Here is a 17,344-nt window from a genome sequence, read left to right on the forward strand (position 1 = left end):
GGACCCGACCCTTGCCGTCGCGCCAGCGGCCGAGCTCCTCGTCGAACCAGCGCCCGTCGGACAGCGCGCAGACCATGCGGCCATGCGGCCGCCCGCACTGCTCGCAGCGGCCCTTGGCGCGGCGGAAGCGGATCGAATGCGAGAGCTCGGCCCAGTCCAGCGGGTAGAAGCCGCGCAGCTCCGGCTTGATCGGCATGGCCCTACCGCCCCCCGCCGTCATCAAGACCGATCGCCCGGCGCCGGTCGCCCCTCATGCGCAGGATCAGGGCTTCCATCCTCATCACCGCAGCAGCTCCACCCGAACGTTCACGGCCTCGGCGACGCGCAGCCACGCCTTATCCGCCGTCACGGCGGGGCAGCCCTGCGATTTCGCCAAGGCCAGACAGAAGCGGTCGCCAAGAGACAGACCTGCGGTTTCGCCGAGCTTGCGCATCATGCCCGCCTCGAAGGCGAGGGCCCGGTCGACAGGCACGAGCACCAGGGGCAGGGCCTCCAGCATCGCCTGGATCTCATCCGCCGCATTGTCGAGGCGAGCATAGTGGGCGACGACCTCGGAATAGTTCACGGACGATATCAGCGCGCCGTTGAGACGCTCGGCGACGTAATCCGCACCAGGCTCGCCGCGAAGCATCGCGATCAGCGCCGAGGCATCGAGCACGACATCGCTCATTCGGCGGCATCCTCCCGCCGTCGCTCAGCGAGAAAATCGGCCACGGACGCGCCGTCCTTGCCATCGAGCATTTTCCTGCTGAGCGCCTGCGCCCTGGCTATCGCTTGAGAGACGGTGCGAAGGACGATCTCGTCGCCACGGTCGTCGATGATGACCTCGCCGCCTTTACTCAGGCCAAGGCGCTTGCGGATCTCCGCAGGAAGCGAAAGGCGCCCGGTTGGCGTAATCTTGACGCGGCTGAGCATGGGAAGCCTCACGGAATATGATGTCGCGATCATACCAAGCGGCGTCAAAATCAACAATGAGACGTAAACCTTCTAATTTGTCCACTTTCGATGACCATGGCCTGAACATGCGAATGGGTTCAGAGGCGTCGATATGGCTCGATCACACGATCCTCGCAGATGTTGCCAAGTCTCGTTGAACGGCCGTAGCCGTTAGCGCGGCGGAAGCGGATCGGGCGCGACAGCTCGGCCCAATCATCCCAGTGGACTGAAGCCGCGCAGCTCAGGCTGGGTCGGCCCGATGGCGCGCTTCGAACCAAAGACACAGGGACTAAGCGACCGGCGAACGCGCGCCGATACCGGTCATCGAACGAGGGCGATCTCGACGCCGATATCGAGATCCTGCCAGGGCCGATTGGCGGTCAGTACGGCGCATTCCAGGTCGATGGCCGTGGCGAGACAGGCCAGATCGCCAAAGGACAGGCCCTTGGATTTCGTGGCAGGCCGGAGATTGCCGGCAATGCGCGCCTGGGCCGAAGTGAAGTCGACGATGGCCAGATGCAGCGGATCGAGCATCGCCTGCACCATTTCGGCGCTCGCGCCGAGATCCCGCAACTTGGCGACTACCTCCGAAAAGTTCACCGACGAGATGACCGAGGCATCGAGCGCAGCATCGACCTGCTTGTGGCCGTGCTCGGCCTGCAGCAGGCAGAGAAGGGCGGAGGCATCCAAGGCGTAACGGATGGCCACGCCCTATTCACGCTCCGCTTCGGCGCGCCGTTCGGCGATGAACTCGTCAACCACGGAGGTCCCCTCCGGTACAAGCTGCCGCATCAGACGTTGAGCATTGGCGATGGCCGACCGGCGGGAGCGGATGCGCAACTCGCCGCCGACATTCTCGACAATGACGGTATCGCCGACATTCATCCCAAGATCGCGCCGAAAGGCAGCGGGGATGATGAGCTTGCCGCCTTCGATGATACGAACAGATTTCGATTCCACGACCTGAGCCCTCTGAAAGACCTTTGTGGAAATAAATACCGAAATCGCGTTTTGGTATCAAATGAGGGATAGCTGTCGTAGGGGTGCTTCTAAATTATGACATCAAACGGCCGTTTGATGATCGAACTCGGTTTGACTGCTCGCTCCCAGGGTAAATGGCTAGAAAATCCGTTCCATCTGCAGTATACGATAAAGCCATGCCGCCGCGTGTTTTCGAGCGAATGCCGGCGCGTATTCCGCGAGCGGGGAGCACCCTATGCTGATCGGCTATATGCGTGTCTCGAAGGCCGACGGCTCGCAGACGCTCGACCCGCAACGCGATGCGTTGCTCGCCGCCGGTGTCGCCCCTGACCGCCTCTACCAGGACCTCGCCTCGGGGCGCCTCGATGCCCGGCCGGGACTGACCGCCTGCCTGAAGGCGCTCCAGCCCGGAAATACGCTCGTCGTCTGGAAGCTCGACAGGCTGGGGCGCGACCTGAAGCATCTCGTCACCACGGTCGATGACCTCCGCGCCCGCGACATCGGCTTCAAGGTCCTGAGCGGAGCGGGGGCGCAGATCGACACCACCACCGCCAACGGCCGCCTGTTCTTCGGCGTCTTCGCCGCTTTCGCCGAATTCGAGCGAGAACTGATCGCAGAGCGCACCAAGGCCGGTCTTGCCGCGGCGCGGGCGCGGGGTCGCAAGGGCGGGCGCCCGCGTAAGATGGACAAGACGACGCTGCGGGCCGTCCAGACCATGCTGCGCGACACCGACGAGACGGCTCAATCCATCGCCAAGCGCTTCGGCATCGCGACGCCGACGCTCTATCTCTACCTCAACGGCGACGGCTCGCTGAAGGAGCCCGGCGCCAAACTCCTCGGGTTGGCGACCTGAACGAGACGCGGCGCCGAGCTGATGCCCGGCATCCAAGTTCGTTTTTGGGGCGGGCGATATCGGCCGCTTCTTTCAGGATCTCGATCTCCATCGTCCGGTGTCCGGAGAGGCGCAGGATCGCAAACCCGAAACATGTCGACCACATTCTTGCGCGCGTGGACGGTGGCAGGGCGGCCGCCCAGCATCCGCATCACCTCAAGGTTCGTCTGGATTGATCGTAGGATCGCTCCGAGCTTGCCCAAAGGCGTCGGCTCGTGATGAAAATCCTACTACCAAAAATTGCCCGGCTTCTCTAAGGCGGGTGGCAGTGTCTAGATCCGTTAGCGCGGAGGCAGACTCGATCGCCTCAAATCGAAGAGGAAGGACGCATCGGTGCCGCCGAAATCCTCGACAGCCTATGTCCTGGAGCACCACATACGTCGCGCGGCGGCCGGTGAGTCCGGACGCATGTTTTACCTTCACGAAGAGCACATGCAGGTCATCCGCCGGTTCCAAGTCGAACGCGGCCTGCCGAACCTGCACAGCGCTCTTCAGGGCTTGATCGATCAGTTCCGTTTCGATCAATTCACCCAGGGAAGCGACGATGTCGCGCCCCGACCCCACAACCGCAAACCGAGAGACGGCGCATAAGAAAAAGCCCCACCGCGAGGTCATCGCGACAGGGCCGGTAGAAGCAAAAAGTTCAGCAAAACGACTTCTACCGACCCCGGCCATCATAGTCAACGAAAAATGCGATGAACTCGCCACGGGAATCCTGTGCCGTCTGCGCAAGGAGACCGATCCGTGGCAGACCCATATCGCGCGCCCATAGCAGCGCGCGCGTCAGCGCTCGCCCGTAGTCCGGACGAGCCGAAGACGCACGACCTGTTCGCCGCCGAGGCGCGACAGAACGAGGTCCCGCATCCCGATTTCCAGGCCCGCCTCGCCATCTGGCGCGACCAGAAAGCCGGCGCGATCTCCCTCGCCGAGGCCAGCCGCAGGTCGGCCGCCATCGGCGCGCCGCTCGTCGGCTCGACCCGGCTCGCAACATCGTCCCCCAAGCTGCCGGGCGCGCCCCGCGCGGCCAAGGTGGCGCGTCCGCGCCACACCCGGCCGCAGCCCAATGACAGCCGGCAATACGCCGCGCCGATGGCGACGACCGCCGCGCGCGACGATCGCCTGACGCCCAACGCCAAGGCCTTCCTCCAGGTGCTCCGCGCCCGCTGCGGCAAGGGCCGCGAGACCACCATCACCAAAGGCACGGCGGCGAACATCATGGCGCGCTCGACGCGTACCATCCGGCGCTATCTCGAGGATCTCATCCGGCACGGCTATATCGAGACGCAGATCCGCACCAACAGGAACGGCATGCATCTCGGCCTCCTCGTCACGCTGACCGATCTCGCCTTCCCGTTCTACGAGACGGCCCGAGGCCTCGCCCGCTGGCTGGCGGAGACGCCGGGCGCGCTGCTGCGCTCCTTCGAAAGCGTCGTCTCGAGAGTTCAGGGGGTGACACTTCTGTCACCCAAAAACCAAACCCAAACATCCTCTCTTCAGGCAGGAGCGGACACGTCCCGCTTCGCGGGTCGTGATAGGCTTTTGAGAAAGAGAAGGTGGCGAATTCCGACCGTTCAGAAGCTGATCGGCCCGTCTCGATAGCTCCTCATTCCGCCTCCGGCGCGCGCTGAAACGCGAGCGGAGGGCCTAGCATGCAATCGCGCATCGAAGCGGCTTCGATGCGCTGCCTGCGCACGCCTATCGCTCGTATCCAGCAGGCTCGCCTTGTGCCCATTCCGGCACCTCGGTCCAGGGCGGCGGACCCTCCTGGTCCTCTTTCGGCTGGGCACTTGCCTTTGCCTTCCTCGGCTCGTCTAGCCGGCTTAGTTTCGGCAGCCGCCCGATCTCGTCGAGGATCAACCACACCCTTCGCTTCGGGTCGAAATCGGTCGAACGGCCGAGCACAAGGGTCTTCGGATAGGTCTTCCCGAACATGAACTGGCGCATCGAAATCGTCGGGCGCTTCTCGTAACTCGGCCAGGCGATCGCGAGGAGGCGCAGCGCGCTAAGGGCGGTCTGGACGTTGCAGCTGTTCGCGCCCCCGAGCCGCTTCTCGACGGCGTTGAAACTGATCGCCGTCGGATAGTAGAGCCGGGCGTCCTTGACGATCTCGTCCACCAGCGCCAGCACCGCTTCGAAGAGCTCGGCCCAGGTCCATTTGTACCGCTTCGTGCGGTGCAGCTTGATGATCATCAGCGCGATGATGTTCTGCGCCGCCGGCACGAAATATTCGTGCTCGCCCTGCGCGATCGTCAGGGCTGAGGCCTCGCCGGTGACGTCCTTCGCGATGTCCCGAGATCCACGATTGCGCGTCGCTTGGCTCGATCGGAACCGGCCTGTCTTCCCGCGACCGGGGCGACGGCGCGCAGGGCGGCATCAGCGCATAGGTCGTGGTCTTGAAGCCGTAGGCGATGATCCGATCGCCGCGCTTGGAGGCCGGCGGGATCGGTCGAAATCTGCACGGCGACCCTGCACACGGACGTCAACTGCGCAGGGACGTGCCTCTTCGATCGCACCCCGTTTGCTTCGCTTCAAAGGACTCGGATCTGGTCACGAGCCTCCCCGACGGCGATCGCCCATACCAGCGATAGCAGGGCTTCGTTCGTTCCGATGTTCGAGCACGGCAGGGTGCCGTCTGGCGCCCTCAGTCAGGTCCGCCTTTCGATCCTGGGCCGCACCAGATGGCGACGGTGCCGAGGCTCCTGCAAGGGCTCGCCGTGGTCGCTATGATCCCAGGATCGGGAAGCCTATCGCTATGCTGAACTGAACGCGTTCCTGATCGCGGGATCGGCTCCAATCGCTTTCCCTGAGGCGTCGGATACCGCAACCGCCGCCGACGTCGCTGGCGAGCAAGGCCGACGGAAAGGGGCGCGGCCCTTCTCCTCTTCCTTCGGTCGGCGACCGACCCGGAGCCCCTCGACACCACCCCGTGCTCGGCCCGGCGCCGCGCCTCGCCGGGCGCCGCCGGCGTCGTCCGTTCCCCGCCCTTCGGCGGAAGAACGGCGGCCCGCTCCCCGTCGTCGCGGGCGCGCCCGGACGCGAGGCTCGCGCCTCCCGGCGCCGCGTCCCCCGGCCTCGGTCCTTGCCGGCCGCCATCGCGCAGCGCGCGATCCGGCTCCGTCTGGACCGCGCAGCGGTCGGCCCGAGCCTCTCTTGGCCGTCGGTCCAAGAGCGCACTTATACGTTGCTTGCCGCAACGTGGCCGGCTAAGGATCTCCGCAGCGCCATCGGCGCGTGTGCAGGCGTTCGGCTCTCCCCGTGGCGATCTACTCTTTCCGCCAGTCCATCATCTCCGCCGGCAGCGGCCTGTCTGCCGTCGCCGCCGCCGCCTATCGCCATTCCGCCCGCATGGAGAATGATTTCTCCAACCGCGTCGAGAACTACAGCCAGAAGCCCGGCACCCTGCATTCCGAACTGGCGCTTCCCGCCGACGCCCCGCAATGGCTGCGCGACGAGTTCGGCCTCGCCGCCCCGGACGGCTCCGCCCCAAGGCTCGAAGGGTCCGCCGCCGTTTCCGCCTCCGAGACGCTGTGGAACATCGTCGAATGGAACGAGAAGCGCCGCGACGCGCAATATGCCGCCGAGCTCGTCCTCGCCCTGCCGGTCGAGCTCTCCCACGAAGAGAATATCGCGCTCGTCCGCGCCTTTGTCGCCGAGACCTATACCGCCAAGGGCCGTATCGCCGACTGGGCCTTCCACCTGCCGCCCGGGCGCGAGCACAACCCGCATGTCCACATCCTCTCGACCCTGCGGCCGCTGACCGACACCGGCTTCGGCCCGAAGGCCGTGATCGCCTGCGACGCGGCGGGCGAGCCCGTCCGCAACGCCAAAGGCGACGTCGTTTATCAGCGCTGGGCCGCCTCCAAGCCCGAGCTCTACGAGGCGCGCGCCGCCTGGGCCGACCACGTCAACGAGGCGCTCGCCCGCGCCGGCCACGACATCACCGTCGACCACCGCTCCTTCCACGATCGCGGCATCGAGGCGATCATCCCGACCGCCCATCGCGGCAAGACCGAGCACATGCCCGAGACCGGTCCGGCGCTCGAAGTGCGCGCCTTCGACGCCGAGGAGCAGGCCGCCAACTTCGCCGCCTTCCGCCAGAACCCCTCGCTCGTTCTGGAACAGATCACGCGCGAGCGCTCGACCTTCGACACGCGCGACATCGCCCGCATGATCCATCGCTATGCCGGGCGCGGCGACGACTTCCAGGCGCTGCTCCACGCGGTCGGCGCCCTGCCCGAACTCGTCGCCGTCCAGGCCGAGATCCACGACCCCGAGACCAACCGCGTCGTCCAGCGCGAGCGCTTCACGACGCTCGCCGTCCTCGAGCGCGAGGCCGAGCTGCGCCGGCTCGTCGGGGCCCGCGCGCAGGACCTCGCCTTCGCCACCGACGAGAAGCGCCGCGGTGCCGCGATCGCCCGCTCGCAGGAGACGCAGGGCTTTGCCTATTCGCCCGAACAGCGGGCGGCGATCGGACGCCTGACGCGCGCCGAAGGCGTCGCCGTCATGGTCGGCATCGCCGGCGCCGGCAAGTCGACCGTGCTGCGGGCCGTCGGCGAGATCTATCGCGGCGAGGCTGTGGCGGTTCACGGCGGCGCGCTTGCCGGCAAGGCGGCCGACAATCTCCAGCAGTCGGCCGGGATCGCCAGCCGGACGCTGGCCTCCTGGGAGCGGGCCTGGGAGAAGGGTTTCGACCGGCTGGAAAAGGGCGACGTCTTCGTGCTCGACGAGGCGGGAATGGTCGCCTGCGAGCAGATGCGCCGGGTGCTCGATCACCTCGACGGCTTCGGCGCCAAGGTCGTCCTGGTCGGCGACGCCCGTCAGCTGCAGCCGATCGAGGCGGGCGCCGCCTTTCGCTCGATCGCCGACGCGGTCGGCTATGTCGAACTCACCGAAGTGCGCCGCCAGGAGCGCGAGGATCACGCCGCCGCCAGCGTTCTCTTCGGCGCCGGCGAGACCCGTTCGGCGCTCGACATCTACCGCGCCAATGACAGCCTCGTCTTCCACGACGAACGCTCCGCCGCCCTCGCGGCGGCAACCGCGAACTGGCGCCACGACTGGCGCGCCGGCAGCGACGTGATGATGCTCGCCCATGCCAACAAGGACGTCGCGGCGCTGAATCGCCTGGCGCGCGAGGCCATCCAAGCCGAGGGCGGACTGACCGGCGACACGCCCTTCCTCACCGCGCGCGGCCTGCGCGACTTCGCCGTCGGCGAGCGCGTCCTGTTTCTGGAGAACGACAGGCAGCTCGGCCTGCGCAACGGCACGATCGGCACGCTCACCGAGGTCGGCCGCGACCGGCTCGTCGCCGCGCTGCCGGGCCGGGTCGAACCGGTCACGATCGAGCGCGAGCGCTACAACAATCTCGACTACGGCTATGCCGCGACGATCCACAAGGCGCAGGGCTCGACCTTCGACCGGGTGCATGTCGTCGCCGGCGGAACGATGGACGCGCAGCTCACCTATGTCGCGCTGTCGCGCCACCGCGAGGCGGTGACGGTTCACCTCGCCCTCGACAGCTTCGCCCGGCCCGGCAGGACGCGGCGGGCGACGCCCGAGGAGGCGCTGGAGCGCCTTGCCACCGAGCGGCTGAAGGACACCTCGCTCGACTATGCCGGGCAGCCGGACTACCGCGAGGCGCTCGACGCGCTGGTGGCGCGGCGGGAGGAAGAGGCGGCCCGCGCGCAGAGCTTTGCCGGTCGCTTCGAGGCCTTCCTCGAGAACCGCGGCCTGGCGCATCCGGCGGAGGTCCTCCAGTCGATCCGCGACTATGCCGCGACGGTGATCGAGCGGGCGCGGCCGATCCTGGCGGCGGAAGAGATCCGCGTTCCGACCGGTCCCTCGCCGGAGCAGCTGGCGGCGATCGCGGCGCGCGGCCTGGTGGCGGGGGAAGCGCTGCGCCCGGCCCTCAACCGGCTGCGCGAGGTGCAGTCGCATTCGGCCGCGATGCATCACGAGGGAAGCGCGCGCCGCTCCGCCTTCTTCACGGCCGAGACGGTGCTGACGCGCTCGGAGGCGGCGCCGGCGATGCGCGACTATGCCGAGCGCGTCGCGGCCGTTCTCTCCCCGACCGTCATCGTCGCGATCGGCCCCGATCTCAGCGAGGCGCCCGAGGAACCGCGGCTTTCGTCGCTTCCCATGGAGGTGCGGGACGCCCTCCAGGCGAACTGGCGGGACGTCCATGCGGTGGCGCGCGCCGCCTGGGAGCTCGGGCTCATGACGACGCTGCGCGACGTCGACACCGGCTACCGTCAGCTGCGCGCCGACGAGGCCGCCGAGCGCGACTATCGCGAGGGGCTGGAGGCGCCGTCCCGCCCCGCGGACGAAACGCGCGGCGCTCCGTCAGCCGATCGCGGCGACGCGCGCGGATCGGCCTCCGGGCCCACCCACGCGACGCCGCCACCCGCCCCGGCGATCCCGCTGATCCCGGCCGTCACGACCTGGCCGGTTCCGCTCGAGGCCGCCGTCGCGCGGACCGTTCTGACCGGGTCCCGGGTCGCGGCGTTCGAGCGCTCCGCACGCGAGCACGCGGCCCGCATCTGGCGCGATCCCGAGACCGCCTGGACGACGATCCGCGCCGAGGTGCTCGCGTCGCGGCACGACGCGAGAGCGGTGCTCCGGCACATCCGCACCGAGCCGCAGAGCTATGGCGAGCTCCTCGGCGGCCGCACGCTTCTGCGGCGGCCCGATGCCGAGCGTCAGGCGGCGCTCGACCGCGTGTCCTTCCTCACCTCCTCGCTCAACCACTTCGTCGTCTCCATCGGCGTCAGCGAGCCGGTCGAGCGCGAGAAGGAAACGCGCTGGCGCGCCGCGCTGGCCGGGCCGCTGCCGGACCTGTCGCCGGACGCGCGCCGGCTGCTCGACGACCTCAACCACGCCCATGCGCTGCGGCGCCCCGGCACGAACGAGACGGCGCAGGAGCTGACGCTGCGCGCGCTCGCCGATCGCCCGCTCTTCGAAGAGCTGAAGGCGTGGAGCGCGAAGCTCGAGGAGCGCCTCGCCGTGCCGAAGGCGGTCGAGCGCATCCCAGGCCTCTCCCCGGACGATCGGCGCGCGATCGGCGCGCTCTCCGAGGCGATCGACACCGCCCGACTGGAAGTGCGCGCCGCCGGCTCGCTCGAGCGCAGCCGCGCCTATGAGCGCGAGCAGGAGCGTACCTACGGCCGCGACCGGGACATCGGCTACGAGCGCGGCTGACGGCCGGGCAACGCGCCGGTCGCGGGCAGAGGACGAGGCAGGGCAACGGGGCGATCTCGCCGCAGGCGAGAGGGCAGGCGCGGCCGTTTCCCTTGGCCGGATGCAGGCCAGGGTGGTATTCTATCCACGCTTCGTGCCGGCTGCGTTGAGGATGACGTTGGATCTACCCGACACCTCGCCAGCCCAAGCGCGGAGGTGCAATCGCTGATGTGGATTAGAATTTCAAACGTCGCGCTGATGGATTGCTAGAACTCGCGGTTGAGCCGCCCACAAAGCATTGTCGCTACGATCTTTGTTTTGTACGGGGGGGCCTAACCACTAGCCTTCGACTGTGAGAGCATGGCCGGCAGTTCTGGTACCTCCTACAGAGGCGACATTGATGGCCTCAGAGCCATTTCGGTTCTCCTTGTCGTTGTATTTCACTATTTCCCCGAATTGATTTCCGGCGGTTATATTGGAGTAGACGTTTTCTTCGTGATCTCTGGCTTTCTGATTACGAAGGTCATCATGAATGGCATAGATGAGAAGCGGTTCTCATTCTTTGAATTTTATGCGCGACGCGCTAGGCGGATTTTCCCTGGACTTCTGACTGTACTCGTGAGCTGCTTGGTATTTGGAGCGATGGTCCTTCGGCCCGACGAATACGAGACTCTTGGGCGCTACACCGCTGCTGCAGCCTTTTCGGTCATCAACTTCGCTCTCTACAAGGATGTCGGCTACTTCGCTCAACCGGCGGATACAAAGCCGCTGCTGCATCTTTGGTCGCTATCGGTCGAAGAGCAGTTTTACCTATTCTTCCCAATATTGCTTGTCGCGTTGCGCAAGGTGGGCCTGTCGTATCGACCGATTTTCATAGCAATGCTGGGTCTATCGCTCGTGTGCTGCCTGATATGGACCGACGAGGACCCAAGTGGCGCCTTCTACTTTCCCTTGTCCCGTGCCTGGGAACTTCTTGCGGGCGCCGTGGTTGCGACGAGAGACTTACGGATGTCAGAGCGAGTGTCGAGTTTCGGCACTTTAGCAGGTGTTGGGCTCATACTCGCAGGCGGTGTGTTTCTCAACGACCGCTTCGCATATCCAAGCGGATGGGCCACGATCCCGGTGGCTGGAGCGCTCCTCATCATTTCGACGGGCCATTGTCGATCGAAAGCCCTGCTGCTCGATAACGCCCCGATGCGGCACATCGGGAAACTGAGTTACGTCCTCTATCTCTGGCATTGGCCAGCTCTCTCATTTGCGACGATTCTCACGATCGGCACGCCAACGAAAACGGAGAAACTTGCACTTCTCTGCCTCAGCATCGGTCTCACGGTGCTTACTCATTTCACGGTTGAAAAGCCGCTTCGCGTGGGAGGTTTGAAGAGGGCAGCGACTGTTTCCGCCTTAACTGCCTGTCTTGGAGCAGGTGGCTGGTTTGTGTTCTGGTCACAAGGCTTGCCGCAACGAATTGCCTTCCCCGATGCATTGCCCACCGCCTTTCTTTGGGATCAACAAAAATTGTCGGTCCAAACGGCGTGTATGAATCGCCATGAGAACATCGCGCATCCAATGTTTTGCTTGGAAACGCCAGGACACGAGCCTGTAATCGCACTCCTTGGAGATAGTCACGCGAACGCCCTGTTCTACGGCGTTGCACATCATTATGAGAGGCTAGGAAAAGGCGTTGTAAACTTTAGCCTTCCTGGCTGTCCGATGCTCTACGGCATATCGGCACGACAGGCGGACGGTATCGACACGTGCGAACGTGCTGGGAGGATCTTAGACTACGTGAAGGCGTCGACAACAATTACGGACGTCATCCTCCACACGAGAGGACCATTCTACACTAGCGGACGCGGTTTTGGAGAAGCAGAAAGTCGGGCATGGGTCAATCTGGTGGATACTAAAGAAGGTGTTGCAGACAATCAAAAAGTTTACCTTGCAGCGTTGGATCGCACACTCGAGTCATTAATCGAGGCAAGTAAACGGATCACAATCATACTTGATGTTCCTGAGCTCGGGTTCGATCCGCGAAAATGCTTCCAATCCCGCCCCCTGAGCATACTAGCAGTTTCTACGCAGCGGTGCTCGGTTCCAATCGAAGAATTCCAATCTCGAAACGCCGATTATCGTCGAGATCTGATGTATATCCTCGCAAAATTCCCATCTATTGAAGTTAAAGATCCCGCGTCTCTCTTTTGTGACAGGCGATCCTGCAGAGTGAATGTGGAGAATAAAATTCTGTACCGCGATAGCGGTCATCTTTCTTACGAAGGGTCTATTTGGGTGGGTGAAAAGTTGTTTGGGTATGGTCAATAGAATTGGTCGGCCCTGCGGAAAGGGGTCTTCCTTAAAGTAGGTTTTGGAGCCTCCGAAAGACACCAAACAGCGGACTCGTTACACATTGATCTAAACGCGGACGGGGGTGAGTTTGATGGCAGCGAGGAAGTCGTTTGCCATCTGTCGTAACGGGAAGCGAGGCCGGGCTTACCAGGCAATGACCTCTTCCAGCACCGCGGCGGTCACCGCACTGATTAGATCGGGTGAGCCCGCAATGCTGTAGAACTCGCGCAGGTGCCCGACGATCTCGCGGGTGCTCCTGCCGCGGGCATACATCGACACGATCTTATCATCGAAGCCGGGAATGCGGCGCTGATGGCGGGCGATCCGTTGCTTATCGAACGTCGCTTGCCGATCACGCGGCATTGATAGCTCGATCCGGCTTGGCTCGGTCGTGACCGTCTTGCGGCCATAGCCGTTCCGCTTGTTGCCGGCATCCTCGCCCGCCAGATGGTGCTCCATCTCGGCGTTAAGCGCCCCGTCGGGCAGAGCCTTCTTCAACTCGTCCAGAAGGCCATAAGTACGCCACCGGTGAGGGCCGCCTATTGAACTGACCGGCTTGGTAAGAGACTGCGCGTATGGACGTCCATAAGCTCAGACCCTTCGAGCGGTTGGAGATCGTGGCGACGGGTCGTCGTCGTCGCTGGAGCGATGACGAGAAGCTTCGGATCGTGATGGAAAGCCAGTCGGCGCCGCGCATGGTCTCAATGACGGCGCGTCGACACGGGATCTCACGCTCGCAGTTGGGAACGTGGCTGCGTAGCTTTCGCGCCGAGCGTCTGTCATCTCATCCGGCATCAGCCTTCGTGCCGGTCCTGGTCGGCCCTGAGCCTGTGCCCGAACCTGTTGCCGTCACCGACGAAACGGCGATCGTGGTGGAGTTGCCGACGGGCGGACGGCTGCGGATGTCGGCTTCGACGCCGCCAGCGCTGGCCGCAGCGGTTCTCAAGGCGCTGCGATAATCCCGTCTCGGGCGCGGGTGTGGATCGCGATAGGCCACACCGACATGCGGCGGGGCATGCAGGGGCTTTCCCTTCAGGTCCAGGAGGGGCTGAAGCGCGATCCAAACGGCGGCGATCTCTTCGTCTTTCGTGGGCGCAGCGGATCGCTGGTGAAGATCCTGTGGCACGACGGGATCGGGCTGTCGCTTTATGCCAAGAGGCTGGAGCGGGGACGCTTCATCTGGCCCTTGGCCAAGGACGGCGTCGTAGCTCTGACGCACACGGATCTAGCCTGCCTTCTCGATGGGATCGATTGGCGCAACCCGCAGCGAACCTGGCGTCCTGAAGCGGCGGGATAGAGCGCAAAACCCTTTGCATTGCAGGGTCTACGTGCCAAAATCCTCGGGTCTCGAATGGACCCGATCCCTCTCGATGCCCGATCTGCCGGACGACATCGCCGTCCTGAGGGCCGCGCTGGCGGCAGCAGAAAGGCGCGCCGATCTGGCCGAAGCGGACGCGGCGCATGCCAAGGTGAAGGCGTCCGGCATCGAGGCGCTTGTTGCCCATCTGACGCTGCAGATCGAGAAGCTGAAGCGCGAGCTTTACGGCGCGCGGTCCGAGCGCACGGCGCGCCTTCTCGACCAGTTGGAGATGCAGCTCGAGGACGCCGAGGCGGCGCTCACCGAGGATGAGCTGGCCGCCGAGCGGGCCGCCGCGAAGACCGCGACGGTCGCGCGCCTCGAGCGCCGGCGCCGCGGTGGCCGCAAGCCGTTCCCCGAGCACCTGCCACGCGAGCGTGTCGTCGTGTCGGCCCCGACCGCGTGCCAATGCTGCGGCTCGGATCGCCTGCGCAAGCTGGGCGAGGACGTCACCGAGACGCTAAAGATGATCCCGCTCCGCTGGAAGGTCGTCCAGACGGTCCGGGAGAAGTTCACCTGCCAGGACTGCGAGCGCATCAGCCAGGTGCCGGCACCGTTCCACCCGACGCCGCGAGGGTTCCTCGGCCCGAACCTCCTCGCGATGATCCTGTTCGACAAGTTCGGCCAACACCAGCCGCTGAACCGGCAGTCGGAGCGCTATGCCCGTGAGGGCATCGATCTGCCGCTTTCGACGCTGGCCGACCAAGTCGGCGCATGCGTGCACGCCCTTCGGCCGCTGCACGACCTTGTCGCCGCCCACGTCCTCTCGGCCGAACGCCTGCATGGCGACGACACGACCGTGCCGATCCTGGCCAAGGGCAAGACCGTGACGGGGCGGATCTGGACCTATGTGCGAGACAATAGTCCCTTTGGCGGCCCGGCTCCGCCGGAGGCCTTGTATCATGCCTCCCCGGATCGCACCGCCGAGCAGCCCGAGGAACACCTGATGGACTGGACCGGCATCCTGCAGGCCGACGCCTATTCCGGCTATGGGCGCTTTTGTGCTGCGGGACGAAGCCCAGGACCGCTGACCCAGGCTCTGTGTTGGGCACACGCCCGTCGCAAGTTCTTCGAACTCGCCGACATCGCGAAGAACGCACGTCGGGGAAAGAACGCGGCGCCGATCTCGCCCATGGCGTTGGAGGCGGTGAAGCGCATCGATGCCTTGTTCGCCATCGAGCGCGACATCAACGGCTTGCCTGCCGCCGAACGTCTGGCGAGCCGCCGGGAGCGTTCCATGCCGCTCCTTGCCGACTTCGAGGGGTGGATGCGCACCGAGAGGGCGCGCCTGTCGCGCCATGCCGATGTCGCCAAGGCGATGGACTACATGCTGACCCGGTGGGATGCCTTCACCCGCTTCACGACCGACGGGCGCATCTGCCTGTCGAACAACGCCGCAGAGCGAGCCCTGCGCGGCATCGCGCTCGGCCGACGCTCATGGACCTTCGCCGGCTCGCAGCGTGGCGCCGATCGTTGCGCCCTCATGCTGACGATGATCTCCACCGCCAAGCTCAACGATATCGACCAGCAAGTCTGGCTCGCCGACGTTCTCGCCCGCATTGCCGATATCCCGCAGACTCGACTGCCAGAACTCCTGCCGTGGAACTGGGCCGTCGCAACTCATCAGGATCAAGCCGTCGCTGCCTGACTGTGGCCTATGCCGGATGCATACCGTGAGCCGGAGGGCGCCAACGAAGGTCGTTGTCTTCCAGTGGCTATGCGGCACGCTGGATCGGCAACGCTCGCCCCGCGATGCCCGGCCGCGCAGCCGCGCCATCTTCGTGCTCAGCACTGTCTTGTCGATGAAGACGAGCTTGACCGGACCGAGATCGAGTTGGCCATCAATCCAAGCCTGCCGTCGCTTTTAGATGTCCAGCCGTTCCTGCTCCAATGCGTGCGCGGTCTTTTTTGAACGTCCAGCCCTGTCGTCGCAGTCAGACGCTCAATACGGATAGGTGTCCCATCAAAAATGGGGGTAGTTCAGAGCAGACCGCCCCCAATAGTCGCATGTCATTGGAGTTTCATACGTATAACACCAGGATCCTGGGCGTCTGAAAACCAAGCGCACCCATCTTGAATCAGAGTTATGACAAAATCTGAAGATTTCGCATAGGGCGGGATATCGACTACCAGTGAAAGCCGCCGTGTTTCTCCGGGTTTTAGATCGTTGCCGATAATGGCCCGTCGCGACTGGCCGATCTCTTCGTTCGTACCTGGCCGCACCCATCTTCCTATGAGCGCGACGGCCCCTACCCCTTGAGCATACTGCCACGGTTTATCGGTGATATTGGTCACGTCGACGTCGAGGCGATAACGCAGCGGGCGTCCGAGTAGAAGTCTGAATACCGGACGTTGATCAAAGTTTTCAATGCCTCGCAAGCTAAGTTGTGAACGGTAGTCACCAAGGCAAGCAAGGACAGCTGGAAAGTCTTTCCCGGGCTTATTGACAACAGATTCGGTCGACCCGAATTGACCAGCGGAAGCCGGAGCATCTGGTGCGATACGTTCCCAAAGCGCGCCCTGCTGAATAACGGTATAGACGGCAAGTGCTAACGTGCATGTGAGCTTTACCCTCAAGGAACGCTCTGCTGAGAAGGCAATCAGCGGGAGGATAAGTATTGTGGTCGCCTTCAGATATCCGGACCAATGTCCTGTTACAACGGGACCTAGTGTCGTGCTAAGCAAGGCGAAAGGCAAAAGCGCAACAGCGATTTGCTTTTGTGCCATCGAAGCTGAGCGCGAGCGCAAGAGAGCAACGCAAGCAATAATCGCGAAGACGAGCAGGACACCGTGGAGCGGCTCTAGCCAATACTCGGTCCACGGAACATGACTCCCGAAAAAGATATGGTTGCCAAAGAAGGTGCCCGATACCGTCTGCCACCAGCCCGAGAAAGGTAGATTGACCAGCCCACCCGCAACGCCCGGCTCCTGAGACGGGAAATGACCGAACCGGAAATAGATGGACAATTGCCAAGCGACGAGAACCACCCCTGGCAACGCCATGACGGCTAGTCGGCTCACCCAAAGCCTTTTGGTGGCGCTTTGATCCGACCATAGTCGGACGATCTCCAGGAGAAACAGCCCGCCCGCTGCGACTGCGAAGGCTTCGCGCGAAAGAATGGCCATTGTCGCGGCCAAAGCATAGGCAACCCGTCTATCATTCATCAGACAAGACAGGGCCATTAGGAAGAATGCATCCGCTGCAGCATCCGGCAGGCCGTTCAGTACCGTGACCTGAACGCCTGCCCCCAAGCTCCATAAAAGTGCCAGCGGTGCAGGGAGGGATAGTTTTTTCAAGATAGATGCGAGAGCAAATGTTCCACCGGCCACCAGTAGGACATTCGTTCCCCAATAGGTTAGCGGCGTGACCCAGCTGTGGAGCGTCAACATTGCAACTAGATTGGCGGTTAGCGCCAATCCGATCCGCTGATAACGGTAGGTTAAAGCATCGATATGAGGGATCGTATCCGGGCTGAGTTTAAGATCGTTAGCGATGTAGTAGTAGAATTGTCCATCCCATCCGACATGCCCTGGTGTTTCGTAGAGGAGCGTCATGCCGTGGTCTATAAGCGACCGCGGAATTCCGAACACGAAAGCGGGAAGGACATGCCAAGCAAGCAAACCGCGTAGCTCACCGGCGAGATAAACAAACATTGCCAATC

General features: G+C 64.1%; 14 protein-coding genes and 3 pseudogenes. 8 read left to right on the plus strand and 9 right to left on the minus strand.

Annotated elements, in window-relative coordinates; genetic code table 11:
- The 5 genes and pseudogenes from IEY14_RS24780 to IEY14_RS24800 form a co-directional block, all read right to left on the minus strand.
- Positions 1–196 (minus strand): annotated as a pseudogene (locus IEY14_RS24780) (hypothetical protein); the annotation flags it as partial.
- A gap of 84 nt (positions 197–280) precedes the next feature.
- Positions 281–670, minus strand: a complete 390-nt coding sequence (locus tag IEY14_RS24785; RefSeq protein WP_188913395.1) for a type II toxin-antitoxin system VapC family toxin — start codon at positions 668–670, stop codon at positions 281–283.
- Positions 667–915 (minus strand): AbrB/MazE/SpoVT family DNA-binding domain-containing protein, encoded by a 249-nt coding sequence (locus IEY14_RS24790; protein ID WP_188913397.1) that lies wholly within the window; start codon positions 913–915, stop codon positions 667–669. The genes IEY14_RS24785 and IEY14_RS24790 overlap by 4 nt, the downstream gene beginning before the upstream one ends.
- 342 nt (positions 916–1,257) lie before the next feature.
- Positions 1,258–1,644, minus strand: a complete 387-nt coding sequence (locus IEY14_RS24795; RefSeq protein ID WP_188913399.1) for a type II toxin-antitoxin system VapC family toxin — start codon at positions 1,642–1,644, stop codon at positions 1,258–1,260.
- Between the two features lie 3 nt (positions 1,645–1,647).
- Entirely contained in the window at positions 1,648–1,896 is a 249-nt protein-coding gene (locus IEY14_RS24800; RefSeq protein WP_188913401.1) for an AbrB/MazE/SpoVT family DNA-binding domain-containing protein, read from the minus strand.
- Positions 1,897–2,152: 256 nt separating this feature from the next.
- Between IEY14_RS24800 and IEY14_RS24805 the strand changes: the two genes are divergently transcribed.
- From IEY14_RS24805 to IEY14_RS24815, 3 genes are all read left to right on the plus strand, one after another.
- Entirely contained in the window at positions 2,153–2,770 is a 618-nt protein-coding gene (locus IEY14_RS24805; protein ID WP_188913403.1) for a recombinase family protein, read from the plus strand.
- Between the two features lie 372 nt (positions 2,771–3,142).
- Complete coding sequence (locus IEY14_RS24810) at positions 3,143–3,400, plus strand: hypothetical protein (RefSeq protein ID WP_188913405.1); 258 nt, start codon at positions 3,143–3,145, stop codon at positions 3,398–3,400.
- 153 nt (positions 3,401–3,553) lie between these two features.
- Positions 3,554–4,408, plus strand: coding sequence for a helix-turn-helix domain-containing protein (locus IEY14_RS24815; RefSeq protein ID WP_188913407.1), 855 nt, complete (start codon positions 3,554–3,556; stop codon positions 4,406–4,408).
- 96 nt (positions 4,409–4,504) lie between these two features.
- Here the strand turns inward: IEY14_RS24815 and IEY14_RS24820 are convergent, their stop codons facing one another.
- Positions 4,505–5,029: a hypothetical protein gene (locus IEY14_RS24820; protein WP_188913409.1), complete on the minus strand. Its 525-nt coding sequence runs from the start codon at positions 5,027–5,029 to the stop codon at positions 4,505–4,507.
- Between the two features lie 1,035 nt (positions 5,030–6,064).
- Between IEY14_RS24820 and traA the strand changes: the two genes are divergently transcribed.
- Positions 6,065–10,003, plus strand: coding sequence for a Ti-type conjugative transfer relaxase TraA (traA, locus tag IEY14_RS24825; protein WP_188913410.1), 3,939 nt, complete (start codon positions 6,065–6,067; stop codon positions 10,001–10,003).
- A gap of 339 nt (positions 10,004–10,342) precedes the next feature.
- Entirely contained in the window at positions 10,343–12,301 is a 1,959-nt protein-coding gene (locus IEY14_RS24830) for an acyltransferase family protein (RefSeq protein ID WP_188913412.1), read from the plus strand.
- A gap of 171 nt (positions 12,302–12,472) precedes the next feature.
- Here the strand turns inward: IEY14_RS24830 and IEY14_RS24835 are convergent.
- Positions 12,473–12,838 (minus strand): annotated as a pseudogene (locus tag IEY14_RS24835) (transposase); the annotation flags it as partial.
- Between the two features lie 62 nt (positions 12,839–12,900).
- Between IEY14_RS24835 and tnpA the strand changes: the two are divergent.
- The 3 genes from tnpA (at position 12,901) to tnpC (ending at position 15,330) form a co-directional block, all read left to right on the plus strand.
- The gene (gene tnpA / locus IEY14_RS24840; protein WP_188913414.1) at positions 12,901–13,284 is read left to right on the plus strand and encodes an IS66-like element accessory protein TnpA; all 384 of its coding nucleotides are present in this window, start codon (positions 12,901–12,903) and stop codon (positions 13,282–13,284) included.
- A gap of 17 nt (positions 13,285–13,301) precedes the next feature.
- Entirely contained in the window at positions 13,302–13,622 is a 321-nt protein-coding gene (gene tnpB / locus IEY14_RS24845) for an IS66 family insertion sequence element accessory protein TnpB (RefSeq protein WP_373289054.1), read from the plus strand.
- 73 nt (positions 13,623–13,695) lie between these two features.
- Entirely contained in the window at positions 13,696–15,330 is a 1,635-nt protein-coding gene (tnpC, locus tag IEY14_RS24850) for an IS66 family transposase (protein WP_188913416.1), read from the plus strand.
- Positions 15,331–15,354: 24 nt separating this feature from the next.
- Here tnpC and IEY14_RS24855 read toward each other — a convergent pair.
- Positions 15,355–15,591: pseudogene (locus IEY14_RS24855) on the minus strand (IS630 family transposase); the annotation flags it as partial.
- A gap of 101 nt (positions 15,592–15,692) precedes the next feature.
- Positions 15,693–17,336 (minus strand): hypothetical protein, encoded by a 1,644-nt coding sequence (locus IEY14_RS24860; RefSeq protein WP_188913418.1) that lies wholly within the window; start codon positions 17,334–17,336, stop codon positions 15,693–15,695.
- Positions 17,337–17,344: the final 8 nt, after the last annotated feature.

Origin of the sequence: Aureimonas endophytica (assembly GCF_014642635.1) — a bacterium.
In the GTDB taxonomy this organism is placed as follows: Bacteria; Pseudomonadota; Alphaproteobacteria; order Rhizobiales; family Rhizobiaceae; genus Plantimonas; species Plantimonas endophytica.

Coding starts and splice junctions, on each gene's coding strand:
- IEY14_RS24785 (WP_188913395.1), bottom strand. CDS start 670: ATGAGCGATGTCGTGCTCGATGCCTCGGCGCTGATCGCGATGCTTCGC.
- IEY14_RS24790 (WP_188913397.1), bottom strand. CDS start 915: ATGCTCAGCCGCGTCAAGATTACGCCAACCGGGCGCCTTTCGCTTCCT.
- IEY14_RS24805 (WP_188913403.1), top strand. CDS start 2,153: ATGCTGATCGGCTATATGCGTGTCTCGAAGGCCGACGGCTCGCAGACG.
- IEY14_RS24830 (WP_188913412.1), top strand. CDS start 10,343: ATGGCCGGCAGTTCTGGTACCTCCTACAGAGGCGACATTGATGGCCTC.
- tnpA (WP_188913414.1), top strand. CDS start 12,901: ATGGACGTCCATAAGCTCAGACCCTTCGAGCGGTTGGAGATCGTGGCG.
- tnpC (WP_188913416.1), top strand. CDS start 13,696: ATGCCCGATCTGCCGGACGACATCGCCGTCCTGAGGGCCGCGCTGGCG.
- IEY14_RS24860 (WP_188913418.1), bottom strand. CDS start 17,336: ATGTTTGTTTATCTCGCCGGTGAGCTACGCGGTTTGCTTGCTTGGCAT.